Here is a 16334-nt window from a genome sequence, read left to right as displayed (position 1 = left end):
ATGGGGTCGGGAGACGCTCCATCCACGACATGAGGCCCCATCGCCACACATGGCGACGGGCATCGGGACCGAAATCACCAGCCTACTTGCGCGCAGGCGGCAGATCCGTACAACTTCCGTGTGCCACTTCCGCCGCCATGCCGATGCTTTCGCCCAGCGTCGGGTGCGGGTGGATGGTCTTGCCGATGTCGACGGCGTCCGCGCCCATCTCGATGGCCAGAGCCACCTCGCCGATCATGTCGCCGGCGTGAGTGCCGACCATGCCGCCGCCGAGAATCTTGCCGTGGCCGTGGGCCTCCGGTGAATCATCGAACAGCAGCTTGGTAAAGCCTTCGTCGCGGCCATTGGCAATGGCGCGGCCGGAAGCGTTCCACGGGAACAGTCCTTTTTTGACCTTGATGCCTTGCGCCTTGGCCTGGTCTTCGGTGAGGCCGACCCAGGCGATTTCCGGGTCGGTGTAGGCCACGCTGGGGATCACGCGCGCGTTGAAGGCGGCGCTGGCCAGCTCCTTGTTGCCCTGCAGCTCACCGGCAATCACTTCGGCCGCCACATGCGCCTCGTGAACCGCCTTGTGCGCCAGCATGGGCTGGCCAACGATGTCGCCAATCGCAAAAATGTGCGGCACGTTGGTGCGCATCTGGATATCGACAGGAATGAAGCCGCGGTCGGTCACGGACACGCCGGCCTTGTCGGCGGCAATCTTCTTGCCGTTCGGTGTGCGGCCCACGGCCTGAAGCACGAGGTCGTAGGTTTGCGGCGCGGGTGCGCCCTCGCCTTCGAACGTCACCTCAATGCCCTTGGCGGTCGCCTTGGCGCCGACGGTTTTGGTCTTGAGCATGATGTTGTCAAAACGCGGTGCATTCATCTTCTGCCAGACCTTCACCAGGTCGCGGTCAGCGCCCTGCATCAGGCCGTCCATCATTTCCACCACGTCCAGGCGCGCGCCCAGGGTGGAATACACCGTGCCCATTTCCAGGCCGATGATGCCGCCGCCGAGAATCAGCATGCGCTTGGGGACCTCTTTCAAATTGAGTGCGCCGGTGGAGTCCACCACGCGCGGGTCTTCTGGCATGAAAGGCAGACGCACGGCCTGGGAGCCTGCGGCGATGATGCAGTTCTTGAACGCAATCGTTTGTTTTTTGCCTGACTTTTCCTGCGCGTTGCCGGTGGTTTCCTCAACCTCGAGGTGATGGGCACCCACAAACTGGCCCAGGCCGCGCACGACGGTGACTTTGCGCATCTTGGCCATCGCTGTCAGCCCGCCGGTGAGCTTGCCGACGACTTTTTCCTTGTGCGTGCGTAATTTGTTGATGTCGAGCCTGGGCTCACCAAAACTCACGCCCAGGCTGTCGAAATGCTTGACCTCGTCCATCACGGCGGCCACATGCAGCAAGGCTTTGGAGGGAATGCAACCGACATTCAGACAGACACCGCCCAGCGTGGCATAACGCTCCACCAGCACCACCTTCAGGCCCAGGTCGGCGGCGCGGAAAGCGGCTGAATAGCCGCCGGGGCCGGCGCCCAGCACCAGGATGTCGCAGTCCAGGTCGGCCGAGCCGGTGAAACTGGCGGCGGCCGGGGCGGGTGAGGTCGCAGGGCTTGCTACTGTTTTAGGAGCTGCTTGCGCAGGATCTGCCTGGGCTGCAGCCTGTTTTGGTGTTGAATCTACGGCGGGCGTGGTGGCTGCGCCCGTGCTTTCCAGCGTCAGCACGACGGAGCCTTGCTTGACCTTGTCGCCCACCTTGACCTTGATCTCCTTGACCACGCCAGCCGACGACGACGGGATTTCCATCGAGGCCTTGTCGCTTTCAACGGTGATCAGGCTCTGCTCGGCCTTGATGGTGTCGCCGGCCTTGACCAGCACTTCAATCACGGACACTTCGTCGAAGTCGCCGATGTCCGGAACCTTGATGTCGACCACAGGGGATGCACTCATTTGGAGGCTTTCAATTTAAGGGTGAATATGTCAACAGGCCCGGCGGAGTTTTTGTCGAACTCACAGCCCGCGTTCAGGCCGGCCATGGCCACCTCGCGCGCGGTTTTGGCTTTGTCCCAGGCGGCATGCATGGCGCCGAGTGCAAAGCTGCGGCCCGAACCGATGCCCCAGAATTCCTTGAATTCAAACACTTCACGGTAGCTGTAAAGACCGTAAATGCCACTGGCATTGGCGATCACCACGGTGAACTGGCTGGACTCGTAGGGGTCGTTGTCGTCTTCCTTGGTCTGAAGGAAGAACGTGTCCTTGAGCAGCGGATGCAGCTTGAGGAAGGTGCCGAACACCTCGTCGCGAGAACCCAGCTTGAGCTGGTCCTTGGGAAGAGCCGCCATGGCCTGGCGCAGCACCGGGAAATGCGCCACCGTGCCAGCCATACCCACATAGCTCATGCCGGCCGGTGTGTCGACCTTGAAGATCTTGCTGTTGGCCTCGAAGCGGTGGGTCAGGCTGGTGTCGCCGAAAGTCACCAGCGTGTCGGCGGCGATGGCAACCTGCCCCGCCTTCTTGACGACTACAAGCGTTGTCATGGTTCCGCTCTCTGTTTAGAGCAGGACGCGGCGGAAGTCGGCGAGGATCTGCCCGAGATAGGCGTTAAAGCGCGCGGCACCGGCGCCATCGATCACGCGGTGATCCCACGCCAAAGACATTGGCAGCATGAGGCGCGGCTGGAAAGCCTTGCCGTCCCAGACGGGCTCCATCTGGCTCTTGGACACGCCAAGGATGGCGACTTCCGGCGCATTGATGATGGGCGTGAAGTAACGCCCGCCAATGCCGCCTAGCGACGAAATGGTGAAGCTGGCGCCCTGCATTTCAGCAGGCGTGAGCTTGCCGTCGCGCGCCTTCTTGGCCAGCTCGCCCATTTCCTGGCTGATCTGTAGCACGCCTTTTTTGTCGGCGTCCCTCAGCACGGGAACGACCAGCCCGTTGGGCGTGTCGGCGGCAAAACCGATGTGGTAATACTGCTTGTAGACCAGCTGGTCGCCGTCCAGCGAGGCATTGAACTCGGGGAATTTCTTCAGCGCCGCAACGCTGGCCTTAATCAGGAAAGCGAGCATGGTGACCTTCAGGCCGGCCTTTTCGTTTTCCTTGTTGGTCGAAACGCGGAAGGCTTCGAGCTCGGTGATGTCGGCATCGTCGTGGTTGGTGACATGCGGGATCATCACGTAGTTGCGCAGCAGGTTGGCGCCGCTGATCTTCTTGATGCGCGACATGTCTTTGCGCTCAACCGGGCCGAACTTGGTGAAGTCGACCTTCGGCCATGGCAGCAGGTCAAGCCCTGCGCCGCCGCCCGAGGAAGCGGGCGCCTTGGCGGCCTGCGCCTGGGTGCGGACGCTGCCGTCCATCACCGACTTGGTAAAGACCTGGATGTCGTCTTGCGTGATGCGGCCTTTGGGACCGCTGCCTTTGACTTCTGCCAGCGGCACACCGAGCTCGCGTGCGAACTTGCGCACGGAGGGTGAGGCATGCGGCAGGTTGCCTTGAGGTGCGGTCGTGGGGTCGTGGGCCGGCTGGCTGGCGGGAGCCGATGCGGTAGCGGGTGCTGGAGCAGGTGCTGGAGCAAGTGCGGCGGCGGATGCAGCGGGCGCTGCTGCGGCTGGCGCCGGAGCCGGTGCAGGCGATGCGCCGGCAGCCACAGAACCTTCGAGGATGGCCAGCAGGTCGCCGATGTTGACGATGTCGCCCATCTTGACCTTGAGCTCTTTGAGTACACCGGCAGCGGACGACGGGATCTCCATCGAGGCCTTGTCGGACTCGACCGTGATCAGCGACTGCTCGACCTTGATGGTGTCGCCGGGTTTGACGAGCACTTCAATGACGGACACGTCCTTGAAGTCGCCGATGTCGGGCACGCGGACTTCGACGGGGCCGGATGCGGCCGGGGCCGCTGCGGGTGCCGGCGCCGGAGATGCTACAGATTTGCTAGCGGCTGGTGCGGGCGCAGCCTGGTCTGCAGCTGCTTTTTGTGCTGAAGGGGCGGCTTCGGCGCCAGCCACCTCGAGCGTCAGGACCACGGAGCCCTGCTTGACCTTGTCGTCAAGCTTGACCCTCAGTTCCTTGACCACACCCGCGTGGCTGGAAGGGATTTCCATGGAAGCCTTGTCGGACTCCACGGTGATCAATGACTGCTCTGCTTTCACGGTGTCGCCGGGTTTGACCAGCAATTCGATCACCGTCACTTCGTCGAAATCCCCGATATCAGGAACTTGAATGTCTACCACTGCCATATTCTTGTCTCCGTTTGCTTCAGGCGTCTGTGCTGTTCTGTTCGTCTACGTCAGGGTTTTAACTCAAGCGTAAAGCGGATTGATCTTGTCGACATTGATGCCGTACTTCTTGATGGCTTCGCTCACCTTGGCGACCGGCACCGTGCCCTCTTCGCTGAGCGCCTTGAGCGCCGCCACAACGATGTAGTGGCGGTTGATCTCGAAGTGCTCGCGCAGCTTGCTGCGGAAGTCGCTGCGGCCAAAACCGTCGGTGCCCAGCACCTTGAAGGTGCGGCCCTTGGGGATGAAAGAGCGGATCTGCTCGGCGTAGGCCTTCATGTAGTCGGTCGACGCGATGACGGGGCCGGTGTGCTTTTCAAGCTGCTCGGCCACAAACGGCACCTTGGCTTTTTCTGCCGGGTGCAGCAGGCTCCAGCGTTCGGCGTTCTGGCCGTCGCGGGCCAGCTCGTTGAAGCTTGGGCAGCTCCAGACGTTGGCGGCAACGCCCCACTCTTTTTCAAGCAGCTCTTGCGCGGCAATGGATTCGCGCAGGATGGTGCCGGAGCCGAGGAGCTGCACGCGCGGGGTGAGCTTTGCGCCCTCTTTGCAGAGGTACATGCCCTTGATGATCTGCTCTTCGGTGCCGGGCTTGAGGCCGGGCATGGCGTAGTTCTCGTTCAGCAGCGTGAGGTAAAAGTAGACGTTGTCCTGCTTTTCCACCATGCGCTTGAGGCCGTGGTGCAGGATGACGCCGACTTCATGCGCAAATGTCGGGTCGTAGCTGATGCAGTTGGGAATCGTGCCGGCCAGGATGTGGCTGTGGCCATCTTCGTGCTGCAGACCTTCGCCGTTCAGCGTGGTGCGGCCCGAGGTGCCGCCCAGCAGGAATCCGCGCGCCTGCATGTCGCCGGCCGCCCAGGCCAGGTCGCCGACGCGCTGGAAGCCGAACATCGAGTAGTACACGTAGAACGGGATCATGATCCGGTTGTTGGTGCTGTACGAGGTGGCTGCCGCGATCCAGCTGCTCATGCCGCCGGCTTCGTTGATGCCCTCTTGCAGGATCTGGCCCTGTTTGTCTTCCTTGTAGTACATCACCTGGTCTTTATCGACCGGCGTGTACTTTTGGCCATCGGGGTTGTAGATGCCGATCTGGCGGAACAGGCCTTCCATGCCGAAAGTGCGGGCTTCGTCGACCAGGATCGGCACGACGCGCGGGCCCAGGGCCTGGTCGCGAAGCAGCTGCGTGAGAAAGCGCACATACGCCTGCGTTGTCGAGATTTCGCGGCCTTCAGCCGTGGGTTCGATCACCGACTTGAAGGTTTCCAGCGCGGGCACGGTGAACTGCTCGTCAGCCTTGACGCGGCGATGTGGCAGGTAGCCGCCCAAGGCCTTGCGGCGCTCGTGCAGGTAACGCATCTCGGGTGTGTCGTCGGCCGGCTTGTAAAACGGGATGTCGGCGAGCTGGCTGTCGGGGATCGGAATGTTGAAGCGGTCGCGGAAGGCCTTGATGTCTTCGTCGGCCAGTTTCTTGGTCTGGTGGACGTTGTTCTTGCCTTCGCCGATCTTGCCCATGCCGAAGCCCTTGACGGTCTTGATCAGCAAGACAGTGGGCTGGCCCTCGTGCTTGACGGCGGCATGGAAGGCTGCATAGACCTTTTGCGAGTCGTGGCCGCCGCGGCGCAGGTTCCAGATGTCGTCATCGCTCATCTTGGCGACCATCTCGAGCGTGCGCGGGTCCTTGCCGAAGAAATGCTTGCGAACGAAGGCACCATCATTGGCCTTCATGGCCTGGTAGTCGCCGTCGACCGTGTCCATCATGACCTTCTTGAGCGCACCGTCCTTGTCGCGGGCGAGCAGTGGGTCCCAGTTGCTGCCCCAGATCAGCTTGATGACGTTCCAGCCGGCACCGCGGAACTCGCCTTCGAGCTCCTGGATGATCTTGCCGTTGCCGCGCACCGGGCCATCGAGGCGCTGCAGGTTGCAGTTGATGACGAAAACAAGGTTGTCGAGCTTTTCGCGCGCGGCCAGGCCAATCGCGCCCATGGACTCGACTTCGTCCATCTCGCCGTCGCCGCAGAACACCCATACCTTGCGGTTTTCAGTGTTGGCAATGCCGCGGGCATGCAGGTATTTGAGGAAGCGTGCCTGGTAGATCGCCATCAGCGGGCCAAGGCCCATGGAGACGGTGGGGAACTGCCAGAACTCGGGCATCAGCTTGGGGTGCGGATAGCTGGACAGGCCCTTGCCATCGACTTCCTGGCGGAAGTTGAGCAGTTGCTCTTCGGTCAGGCGGCCTTCAAGGTAGGCACGGGCATACACACCGGGCGACACGTGGCCCTGAATATAGAGGCAGTCGCCGCCATGATTTTCACTCTCGGCATGCCAAAAATGGTTGAAGCCGGCGCCGAACAGGCTGGCCAGCGAAGCGAAGGAGCCGATGTGGCCACCCAGGTCGCCACCATCCACCGGATGCAGGCGGTTGGCCTTGACCACCATGGCCATGGCGTTCCAGCGCATGTAGGCGCGCAGGCGCTCTTCGATTTCGAGGTTGCCGGGCGAGCGCTCTTCGTGGTCGGTTTCGATGGTGTTGACATAACCCGTATTGGCCGAAAAAGGCATGTCGATGCTTTTCTGGCGGGCATGCTCAAGGAGTTGCTCAAGCAGGAAGTGGGCGCGTTCGGGGCCTTCACTTTCGATGACGGCGGACAGGGCGTCCATCCATTCGCGGGTTTCCTGAGTGTCCTTGTCCAGCGCGTCGTTGGCGGCAGCGCGCAGGTTGTCGCCCGCTTGGGTCGGAATGGCAGCCATTTTTTGTCTCCTGAGTAGCCTGATAAAGCTTGTTAATCCGTACTACAGCCTCTTGTCGGGCTGCGCACGGAGCCTGTGTCCATTTGCGCCTAAGCGTGTTTTAACGCAAATTAGATTCAAGTCCCTAGTTTCTCATAATATTTGGTGAATTTCAAATTGTGCTTTTTGATTTCACATTAAGAAATTTATTAATTCAACTTTCCCGTGCAAAGCACGGGGCGCCATGCCCGGAATATGGCGCGGTGATTGCGCTGCGTGTGCGCTGCGGGCTACCAGCTCACCTTAAAAGATCAGGGTCAACCCTGCTTCTCAGAGGGCATCTCACTTAAACTGCAACACCTCTTATGACCCAGCACGCTCCCGCCAATGCCGACACCCCGGCGAACTCAGCCACCTTTGCCCTGTGGCGGCGCTGGTGGCGCAGGCAGTCGCCATCGCGCCAGGACCGCTTCATCACACTGGGCCCTTTGCTGGCTGTGGTGCTGTTTCTGGCTGCTGTGATCGCGGCCTTCGGCTATCTGCGTATTGAGGAAATCGACCGGGAACAGCAGGCCGTCAGGCGGGATGTGGAGTACGCGCAGCAACGCCTGCGCCTGCGCCTGTTGGAGCGGCAAGAGCAGTTGATGCGCATTGGGCGCGATGTCTCCAACAAGGAGGTGGACACGGAAGAGTTCATCTCGCAGGCTGAATCGCTGGTTAACCAGTATCCCGAGCTGATGGCCGTGACCTGGGTGGACAGCCGAAGGCGCATCAAGGTGGCTTATGTGTCGCCCAGTGCCAATCCCAGTCAGTTGCGCGGCGCCGGTGACCAGCTCAAGGTGGGTGAAACGGACGGCACCTATGACCTGGCGAGGGACCTGCGGCAACCGGTGTATTCGCGGCCACTGGTTACGAAGGAAGCCAATGGTTACAACACGCCGACGCTGCAGTTGCAAGTCCCGCTCGACGACCAGGGAAAATTTGCCGGTGTCATCATGGGTGAGTACTCGATTGACGGCTTGCTGCGCTTTGGGGTGCCCACCGACGTCACGGCCAAGTACGCCGTCACTCTGATCGACGACAAGAACGTGGTGTTGGCCGGCAACCTCCCTCCTCCGCGCAACCCTGCAGCCCGGCTGCTGCCGTGGGCCGACGCAGCGGCAGAGTACGAAATACCGGTTTCCCCGGTGGGCAACGGATTGCTGATACGCGCCGAAGGCTACCGTGCCTCGCTGGGCGTGGTGGGCAGCGGTTTTTTCTGGCTGGTCAGTGCGCTCAGTGCACTGACGGTGTGGATGCTGCTGGGCACCTGGCGCCATACCCGGCGCCGCGTGCAGGCCCAGCAGGCCCTGATCTCTGAAACCAACTTTCGCCGTGCCATGGAAAACTCCATGCTGACCGGCATGCGCGCGCTCGACCTGCAGGGCCGCATCACCTATGTGAACCCGGCTTTCTGCCAGATGACAGGCCTCACCGAAAGCGACTTGGTCGGCCGCACACCGCCCTTCCCGCATTGGCCTGAAGGCGAAATCGACACGCTGATGGCACGGCTGGACGACGAGCTGCACGGCCGCACGCCGCCCGGTGGCTTTGAAGTACGCGTCAAGCGCAAGAACGGCCAGATTTTTGACGCTCGCATGTATGTCTCGCCGCTGATCGATCCGCGCGGCCAGCAAACCGGCTGGATGACGTCGATGACCGACATCACCGAGCCCAAGCGTGTGCGCGAAGAGCTGACGGCTTCTTACGAACGCTTCACCACGGTGCTCGAAGGTCTGGACGCGGCGGTGTCCGTCGCACCGCTGGGCAGTGAAGAACTGCTGTTCGCCAACAAGCTCTACCGCTCATGGTTTGGCGGCGAGGTTTCCGGCCACCTGAACCTGATCGCGCAGGCCGGCGTGCCCAGCGCCATGCCCACGGACGACGCCCTGGACGCGGTCGACGGCCTTGCCGGTTTTCCCACCGACACACTGACGGCGGCGAAGACAGAAAACGCCGAGATCTTTGTCCCTGAACTGAGCAAATGGCTGGAAGTTCGCTCGCGCTACCTGACCTGGGTGGACGGCCGTCTGGCCCAGATGGTGATTGCCACCGACATCACGCCGCGACGCCACGCCGAAGAGCAAGCCGCCCAGCAAAATGAACGCGCCCAGACTGCCAGCCGGCTGATCACCATGGGTGAAATGGCCTCCAGCGTGGCGCACGAGCTCAACCAGCCGCTCACAGCCATCAACAACTACTGCAATGGCATGGTGTCCCGGATCAAGGGGCAGCAAATCAGCAATGAAGACTTGCTGGTAGCCCTGGAAAAGACCGCCAAACAGGCCCACCGCGCCGGCCAGATCATCCAGCGCATCCGCTCCTTCGTCAAACGCAGTGAACCCAACCGCAGCTCGGCTGACGTGGCCACCATGGTCAGCAACGCGATGGAGCTGGCCGACATTGAGCTGCGCCGCCATCATGTGAGGCTCAGTCACTACATCGCGGCGCGCCTGCCCGACATCATGGTGGACCCCATCCTGATCGAACAGGTGCTCATCAACCTGATGAAGAACGCGGCCGAGTCGATCGAGCAGGCCCACCTGCCGACGGCGCGGCGCAGCGTTGAACTGCGCGTGGTGCCCAAACAGATTGAAGACCAGGCCGTGGTGGAGTTCTCGGTGCTGGATTCCGGCCGCGGCCTGTCGCCCGAAGTCATGGGCCGGCTGTATGAAGCCTTCTATTCGACCAAGGCTGAAGGCATGGGCATCGGCCTCAAACTATGCCGCAGCATTGTCGAGTCCCACCAGGGAAGAATGGAGGCCGAGAACCTCTACAATGGGGACGAAGTGGTGGGGTGCCGGTTTACCTTCTGGATCCCCGTGACACCGCTGCTTGCACCGGCTTCGCCTGCTAGCGATACTGTAGCAATCAAGGACACCGGCGTTCGTTGAGGCCCTCTCAAGAACAGTCTTCCGAAAAGTTGACGAAAGAAAGTTTGGCATGAGCTTGATTCCGAAAAAAGGTACCGTCTACGTTGTCGATGATGACGAGGGCGTGCGCGACTCCCTGCAGTGGCTTCTCGAAGGCAAGGACTACCGCGTCCGCTGCTACGACTCGGCCGAGACTTTCCTCTCCCGCTACGACCCGCGCGAAGTCGCCTGCCTGATCGTCGACATCCGCATGGGCGGCATGACGGGGCTGGAACTCCAGGACCGCCTGGTCGAGCGCAAGTCACCTCTCCCCATCGTGTTCATCACCGGCCACGGCGACGTGCCCATGGCGGTCAACACCATGAAAAAAGGCGCCATGGACTTCATCCAGAAGCCTTTCCAGGAAGAAGCCCTGGTCAACCTGGTCGAGCGCATGCTCGAGCAGGCCAAGGAAGCCTTCAGCGACTACCAGCAATCCGCCAGCCGCGACGCCCTGCTCGCCAAGCTCACCTCGCGCGAAGCGCAGGTGCTTGAACGCATCGTGGCGGGCCGCCTGAACAAACAAATCGCCGACGACCTGGGCATCAGCATCAAGACGGTGGAAGCGCACCGCGCCAACATCATGGAAAAGCTCAACGCCAACACCGTGGCCGACCTGCTCAAAATCGCCCTGGGTTCGAACGCACCCAAAGGTTGATCCCCTCTTATTGCTATCTTTAAGATAGCTGCTTGCGCCCGTGATGATTGGATTTGCGGGCGTTTTTACTTGAAAATCGATAAAGATGACAGCCCAACTGATTGACGGAAACGCCCTTTCAAAGCAGCTTCGTGCCCAGGTCTTGCAACGCGCAACCGCATTGCGCGCGCGCGGCGTGACGCCGGGCCTGGCCGTGGTGCTGGTGGGCGAAAACCCGGCCAGCGAGGTCTACGTGCGCAACAAGGTGAAGGCCTGCGAAGACAACGGCTTGCATTCAGTGCTTGAAAAATACCCCGCAACCCTGAGCGAAGCCGAGCTGTTGGCCCGGGTAGATGCATTGAACAACGATCCCACGATCCATGGAATCCTCGTCCAGCTGCCTCTGCCGGCCCACATCGATGCGCAAAAGGTCATCGAGTCCATTTCGCCGGACAAGGACGTCGACGGTTTTCATGTGGCCAGTGCCGGCGCACTGATGGTTGGCCAGCCCGGTTTCTGGCCTTGCACGCCCTATGGCTGCATGAAGATGCTGGAGAGCCTCAACGACGACAACGGCTACGACCTCAAAGGCAAACATGCGGTGGTCATCGGCCGCAGCAACATCGTCGGCAAGCCGATGGCGCTGATGCTGCTGCAGAAGAACGCGACCGTCACTATCTGCCACAGCGCGACCAAAGACCTCAAAGCCATGACGCTGCAGGCCGATGTGATCGTCGCGGCCGTGGGCAAGCGCAACGTACTGACAGCCGACATGGTCAAGCCGGGTGCGGTGGTGATCGATGTGGGCATGAACCGGAACGACCAAGGCAAGCTCTGCGGCGATGTGGACTTTGACGGCGTCAAAGAAGTTGCGGGCTACATCACGCCCGTGCCGGGCGGCGTGGGACCGATGACCATCACCATGCTGCTGGTCAATACGCTGGAAGCGGCTGAGCGAGCCCCCACGGTCGTTCACTCCGTGTAACTCCCTGCCCCCCGAGGGGGCCGCTGCGCCTGCGGACTGGCAAAGCCAGATCCGCGGCCCCTGCTTGAAAAGAGAAGAACCCCGCTTGCCGTGTCCGGTCATCGCCTGTCGAGGGTCGCTCCAACCTGCGACTCCTTCTTGCCAGGAGAAATTCAGTTGGTTCCGGTTGGCGTCGAGCGGCTCAGACACCATAGCGTCCAGCCCGCCGCCAGCCACTGCGCCAGGTACATGGCGCTGCCCAGACCGTGCCACAGTTTGAGGTTGCCCCCTTCAGCCCGGGCGCTGACGATGTGCGGCGCCACGCCAAACTCGACAAGCACCGCCAGCAGCAACCCGGCCACTACATATTTCATAGCAGCTTGCGCAGACGGTGTAAGGGCTGCAGCTTCTTTTCCCTTGAGAACCAGCAACAGGAGGAAAGAGCAGGCAATGCTCAGCCAGGTTTGGACGGTAAACAGTTTGGCGGCCATGGCGCCAGCGGCCGCCGGACTAGGCAGGTGCACAAACAGCATGGGCACCACCAGAAAACCCAGCGCGCTCAGGCTGCCCCACCACAGAGCGGCCAGCAGGATGCTGATGCGTGACCGGGTCGTCATGACCGTGCGAAGTTAGCCGCGCCCCGGCAACCAGGACGCCAAGGTATCCTTCGACGAGATGCGGGTGAACAGATGTAAGTGCGAACGTGGCGGTTCTTCTCTTTTCAAGCCGGGGCCGCGGGTCCGGCTCTGCCGGCCCGCAGGCGCAGCGGCCCCTTCACCAGTGCAAGGGGCAGAGAGCTGCCGCAGGCTCGCAGTGACCGAACGTGGGGGCACTATAGGTACATGACCGAAATAATTTCGTAGCGCTTGATGCCACCGGGCGCTTGCACCTCGGCGGTGTCGCCTTCATTCTTGCCGATCAGCGCGCGCGCAATCGGTGAGCCGATGTTGACGCGGCCCAGCTTGATGTCGGCCTCGTCTTCGCCGACGATCTGGTAGGTCACCTTGTCGCCGGTCTCTTCGTCTTCCAGCTCAATGGTGGAACCAAAAACCACTTTTCCGCCGGCATCCAGCGCGGTCGGGTCAATGATTTGCGCGGCGGAAAGCTTGCCTTCGATTTCCTGAATACGGCCCTCTATAAAGCCCTGGCGGTCCTTGGCGGCGTCGTATTCGGCGTTTTCGCTCAAATCGCCTTGGGCGCGCGCTTCGGAAATGGAGTTGATGACCCAGGGACGGTCAACAGTTTTCAGTTGGTGCAGTTCGGCCTTCAGGCTCTCTGCGCCGCGCTTGGTGATGGGGATGGTTGCCATGTTTTTTGCTCCTGCAAAAGCGAAACCGCCACCAGTCACCTGGCGGCGGCGCTTGAATCCAAAATTTCAATCGAACAAGTTTAATGCAAATCGGGCCGGCGATAACCCGGAAAAAACCCGGGTTATCAGAGGCATCAACCCAGCTGCGCGTGCAGCTCCTGCACGGAATAGACCGCCAGGTTGTCGAGGTATTTCATGCCCTCAACGGCCGCTTCAGCGCCGGCAATCGTGGTGTACGTCGTCACGCGGGCCAGCAGCGCCGAAGTGCGAATCTGCCGCGAATCGGTGATGGCATTGCGCCGCTCTTCGACGGTGTTGATGACCAACGCGATTTCATTGTTCTTGATCATGTCCACCACGTGAGGGCGGCCTTCTGTGACCTTGTTGACCACGCCGCAGGCAATGCCGGCCGCCTGGATCGCCGCCGCGGTGCCTTTGGTGGCCACTATGTCAAACTTGAGAGCTGCCAGTGTGCGAGCGACTTCCACTGCGCGCGGCTTGTCGTTGTTCTTGACGGTGAGAAAGACCTTGCCCGACGTCGGCAGCTTGGTGCCCGCGCCCAATTGCGACTTCACAAACGCTTCGCCGAAGGTCTTGCCAACGCCCATCACCTCGCCTGTGGATTTCATCTCGGGGCCGAGAATGGTGTCCACACCGGGAAACTTGACGAAGGGGAACACGGCCTCCTTCACGCTGAAGTAAGGCGGCGTGACTTCGTCCTTGATGCCTTGCGAGGCCAGCGACTGGCCGACCATGCAGCGTGCCGCTACTTTGGCCAGCTGAATGCCGGTGGCTTTGCTGACAAAAGGCACGGTCCGCGAAGCACGCGGGTTGACTTCCAGCACGTAGATCACGTCCTTGCCGTCGATGTTCTGGATCGCGAACTGAACGTTCATGAGGCCCACGACATTCAGCGCCTGCGCCATCGCAGCCGTCTGGCGTTTGATCTCGGTGACCGTATCGGCATGCAGCGAATAAGGAGGCAAAGAACAGGCGGAATCACCACTGTGTACGCCGGCTTGTTCAATGTGCTCCATCACGCCACCAATGAAAGTGGTGCCGGCAGAGTCACGGATGCAGTCGACATCGCATTCGATTGCGTCGTTCAGGAAACGATCCAGCAGAACGGGCGAATCATGGCTCACCTTGACGGCCTCGCGCATGTAGCGCTCGAGGTCGCGCTGCTCATGCACGATTTCCATGGCGCGGCCACCCAGGACATAGCTGGGTCGGACGACCAGGGGATAGCCCAGTGCAGCGGCCTTTTCAAGCGCCTCTGGCTCGGTGCGAGCCGTGGCGTTGGGTGGCTGGCGCAGCTTCAGTTCGTGCAGGAGTTTCTGGAAGCGCTCACGGTCTTCTGCCGCGTCGATCATGTCGGGCGAGGTGCCGATGATGGGCACGCCATTGGCTTCGAGATCCAACGCCAGCTTCAAGGGCGTCTGGCCGCCGTACTGCACGATCACGCCCAGCGGTCTTTCCTTGTCGACGATCTCGAGCACGTCCTCGAGCGTCAGCGGCTCGAAATAGAGACGGTCCGAGGTGTCGTAGTCGGTGGAGACGGTCTCGGGGTTGCAGTTGACCATGATGGTCTCGTAACCGTCTTCGCGCATGGCCAGCGCCGCGTGCACACAGCAATAGTCAAACTCGATGCCCTGCCCGATGCGGTTGGGCCCGCCGCCCAGCACCATGATCTTTTTCTTGTCGGTGGGCGCGGCTTCGCACTCGCTGCCTTCGGCCTCGTAGGTCGAATACATGTAAGCGGTGTTGGTCGCAAACTCGGCAGCGCAGGTGTCCACGCGTTTGTAGACCGGGCGCACGCCCAGTGCGCGGCGCTTTTCGCGGATGGCCGTGTCGGTGGTCTTGAGTTGCTTGGCCAGGCGGCGATCAGAGAAACCTTTTTGCTTCAACGCGCGCAAGGTGACGGTATCGATCTTGTCGAGCGAGGTGGTTTCGAGTTCGAGTTCAATCTTGACGATTTGCTCGATCTGTACGAGGAACCACGGATCAATCTTGGTCAGCGCGAACACTTCATCGACGCTCATGCCGAGCGCAAACGCATCGCCGACGTACCAGATGCGATCGGGGCCAGGCGCGCCGAGCTCTTTCTCGAGCACTTCGCGGTCTTGCGTCTTCTCGTTCATGCCGTCGACGCCGACTTCCAGGCCGCGCAGCGCTTTCTGGAAGGACTCCTGGAAGGTGCGGCCCATGGCCATCACCTCGCCGACGGATTTCATCTGCGTGGTCAGGCGCGAATCGGCAGCGGGGAATTTCTCAAACGCGAAGCGCGGAATTTTGGTGACGACGTAGTCAATGCTGGGCTCAAAGCTCGCAGGGGTCGCGCCGCCGGTGATTTCGTTGCGCAGCTCGTCGAGCGTGTAGCCGACCGCCAGCTTGGCGGCGACCTTGGCGATCGGGAAACCCGTAGCCTTGGAGGCCAGTGCGGAGGAGCGCGAGACGCGCGGATTCATTTCGATCACGACCATACGGCCATCGACCGGGTTGATGGAGAACTGCACGTTGGAGCCGCCGGTGTCCACACCGATTTCGCGCAGCACAGCCAGAGACGCATTGCGCAGGATCTGGTACTCCTTGTCGGTCAGCGTCTGGGCAGGGGCGACCGTGATCGAGTCGCCAGTATGGACGCCCATCGGGTCCAGGTTTTCAATCGAGCAGACGATGATGCAGTTGTCGGCGGTGTCGCGCACGACTTCCATCTCGTACTCTTTCCAGCCAAGCAGCGACTCTTCAATCAGCAGCTCGTTGGTAGGTGACGCTTCAAGGCCGCGCTTGCAGATGACTTCAAACTCTTCGGAGTTGTAGGCGATGCCACCACCGGTGCCGCCCAGCGTGAAGCTGGGGCGAATGACGGTCGGAAAGCCTAGCGTCTTCTGCACGGTCCAGGCTTCTTCCATGCTGTGCGCAATGCCGGAGCGCGCAGAACCGAGACCGATCTTGGTCATCGCGTCCTTGAACTTCAGGCGGTCTTCGGCCTTGTCGATGGCTTCGGGCTTGGCGCCGATCAGCTCGACCTTGTATTTATCGAGCACGCCGTTGTGCCAGAGGTCGAGCGCACAGTTGAGCGCAGTTTGACCACCCATGGTCGGCAGGATGGCGTCGGGGCGCTCCTTGGCGATGATTTTTTCAACCGTTTGCCAGGTGATGGGTTCGATGTAGGTGACGTCGGCGGTGGCCGGGTCGGTCATGATCGTAGCGGGATTGCTGTTGATCAGGATGACCTTGTAGCCCTCCTCGCGCAGCGCCTTGCAGGCCTGCACGCCGGAGTAGTCGAACTCACAGGCCTGGCCGATGATGATGGGACCGGCGCCGATGATGAGGACGCTCTTGATGTCTGTGCGTTTTGGCATTATTTTTTCCCTCCATGCTGTTCCATGAGGGCGGTGAAACGGTCAAACAAGTATGAAATGTCGTGCGGACCGGGCGACGCTTCAGGGTGGCCCTGGAAGCAGAACGCCGGCTTGTCGGTGC

The 16334-nt window shown here is 61.2% G+C and carries 11 protein-coding genes; 3 read left to right on the top strand and 8 right to left on the bottom strand.

Translation table 11 applies throughout. The annotated features are described in order from the left end of the window. Positions 1-82: 82 nt before the first annotated feature. The 4 genes from lpdA to aceE all read right to left on the bottom strand — a co-directional run bounded on the left by lpdA (position 83) and on the right by aceE (position 7008). A complete protein-coding gene (gene lpdA / locus ABI546_RS14770) occupies positions 83-1936 on the bottom strand; it encodes a dihydrolipoyl dehydrogenase (protein WP_348047562.1) in 1854 nt (617 codons plus the stop codon). Beyond that, entirely contained in the window at positions 1933-2523 is a 591-nt protein-coding gene (locus ABI546_RS14765; protein WP_348047560.1) for an MFS transporter, read from the bottom strand. The genes lpdA and ABI546_RS14765 overlap by 4 nt, the downstream gene beginning before the upstream one ends. 15 nt (positions 2524-2538) lie before the next feature. Further along, complete coding sequence (aceF, locus tag ABI546_RS14760; RefSeq protein WP_348047558.1) at positions 2539-4221, bottom strand: dihydrolipoyllysine-residue acetyltransferase; 1683 nt, start codon at positions 4219-4221, stop codon at positions 2539-2541. Between the two features lie 63 nt (positions 4222-4284). Beyond that, on the bottom strand, positions 4285-7008 hold the full coding sequence (aceE, locus tag ABI546_RS14755; protein ID WP_348047556.1) for a pyruvate dehydrogenase (acetyl-transferring), homodimeric type: 2724 nt from the start codon (positions 7006-7008) through the stop codon (positions 4285-4287). A gap of 344 nt (positions 7009-7352) precedes the next feature. Between aceE and ABI546_RS14750 the strand changes: the two genes are divergently transcribed. The 3 genes from ABI546_RS14750 (at position 7353) to folD (ending at position 11560) form a co-directional block, all read left to right on the top strand. After that, positions 7353-9920, top strand: coding sequence for a PAS domain S-box protein (locus ABI546_RS14750; RefSeq protein ID WP_348047554.1), 2568 nt, complete (start codon positions 7353-7355; stop codon positions 9918-9920). A 49-nt stretch (positions 9921-9969) separates the two neighbouring features. After that, positions 9970-10596, top strand: a complete 627-nt coding sequence (locus ABI546_RS14745) for a response regulator transcription factor (RefSeq protein ID WP_348047552.1) — start codon at positions 9970-9972, stop codon at positions 10594-10596. Between the two features lie 85 nt (positions 10597-10681). Next, entirely contained in the window at positions 10682-11560 is an 879-nt protein-coding gene (gene folD, locus ABI546_RS14740; protein WP_348047550.1) for a bifunctional methylenetetrahydrofolate dehydrogenase/methenyltetrahydrofolate cyclohydrolase FolD, read from the top strand. A 152-nt stretch (positions 11561-11712) separates the two neighbouring features. On the opposite strand, the gene ABI546_RS14735 is transcribed toward folD, so the two are convergent. The 4 genes from ABI546_RS14735 to ABI546_RS14720 all read right to left on the bottom strand — a co-directional run. Beyond that, on the bottom strand, positions 11713-12156 hold the full coding sequence (locus ABI546_RS14735; RefSeq protein ID WP_348047549.1) for a DUF4149 domain-containing protein: 444 nt from the start codon (positions 12154-12156) through the stop codon (positions 11713-11715). Between the two features lie 215 nt (positions 12157-12371). After that, positions 12372-12848 (bottom strand): transcription elongation factor GreA, encoded by a 477-nt coding sequence (gene greA, locus ABI546_RS14730; protein ID WP_348047547.1) that lies wholly within the window; start codon positions 12846-12848, stop codon positions 12372-12374. A gap of 134 nt (positions 12849-12982) precedes the next feature. Continuing rightward, the gene (carB, locus tag ABI546_RS14725) at positions 12983-16213 is read right to left on the bottom strand and encodes a carbamoyl-phosphate synthase large subunit (protein ID WP_348047545.1); all 3231 of its coding nucleotides are present in this window, start codon (positions 16211-16213) and stop codon (positions 12983-12985) included. Then, positions 16213-16334 (bottom strand): hypothetical protein (locus tag ABI546_RS14720; RefSeq protein ID WP_348047618.1); only part of this gene is annotated, 122 nt, incomplete at its 5' end. The genes carB and ABI546_RS14720, both read right to left, overlap by 1 nt.

Source organism: Polaromonas sp., assembly GCF_039932935.1.
Taxonomy (GTDB): Bacteria; Pseudomonadota; Gammaproteobacteria; order Burkholderiales; family Burkholderiaceae_C; genus Polaromonas.
The sequence above is the reverse complement of the archived record's forward strand: the minus strand, read 5'-3'. Positions and strand labels throughout refer to the sequence as shown.

What these genes read in the sequence shown, in the direction of transcription:
- ABI546_RS14765 (WP_348047560.1), bottom strand. Translation starts at nt 2,523, where the DNA reads ATGACAACGCTTGTAGTCGTCAAGAAGGCGGGGCAGGTTGCCATCGCC.
- ABI546_RS14735 (WP_348047549.1), bottom strand. Translation starts at nt 12,156, where the DNA reads ATGACGACCCGGTCACGCATCAGCATCCTGCTGGCCGCTCTGTGGTGG.
- ABI546_RS14750 (WP_348047554.1), top strand. Translation starts at nt 7,353, where the DNA reads ATGACCCAGCACGCTCCCGCCAATGCCGACACCCCGGCGAACTCAGCC.
- greA (WP_348047547.1), bottom strand. Translation starts at nt 12,848, where the DNA reads ATGGCAACCATCCCCATCACCAAGCGCGGCGCAGAGAGCCTGAAGGCC.
- carB (WP_348047545.1), bottom strand. Translation starts at nt 16,213, where the DNA reads ATGCCAAAACGCACAGACATCAAGAGCGTCCTCATCATCGGCGCCGGT.
- aceE (WP_348047556.1), bottom strand. Translation starts at nt 7,008, where the DNA reads ATGGCTGCCATTCCGACCCAAGCGGGCGACAACCTGCGCGCTGCCGCC.
- ABI546_RS14745 (WP_348047552.1), top strand. Translation starts at nt 9,970, where the DNA reads ATGAGCTTGATTCCGAAAAAAGGTACCGTCTACGTTGTCGATGATGAC.
- aceF (WP_348047558.1), bottom strand. Translation starts at nt 4,221, where the DNA reads ATGGCAGTGGTAGACATTCAAGTTCCTGATATCGGGGATTTCGACGAA.
- folD (WP_348047550.1), top strand. Translation starts at nt 10,682, where the DNA reads ATGACAGCCCAACTGATTGACGGAAACGCCCTTTCAAAGCAGCTTCGT.
- lpdA (WP_348047562.1), bottom strand. Translation starts at nt 1,936, where the DNA reads ATGAGTGCATCCCCTGTGGTCGACATCAAGGTTCCGGACATCGGCGAC.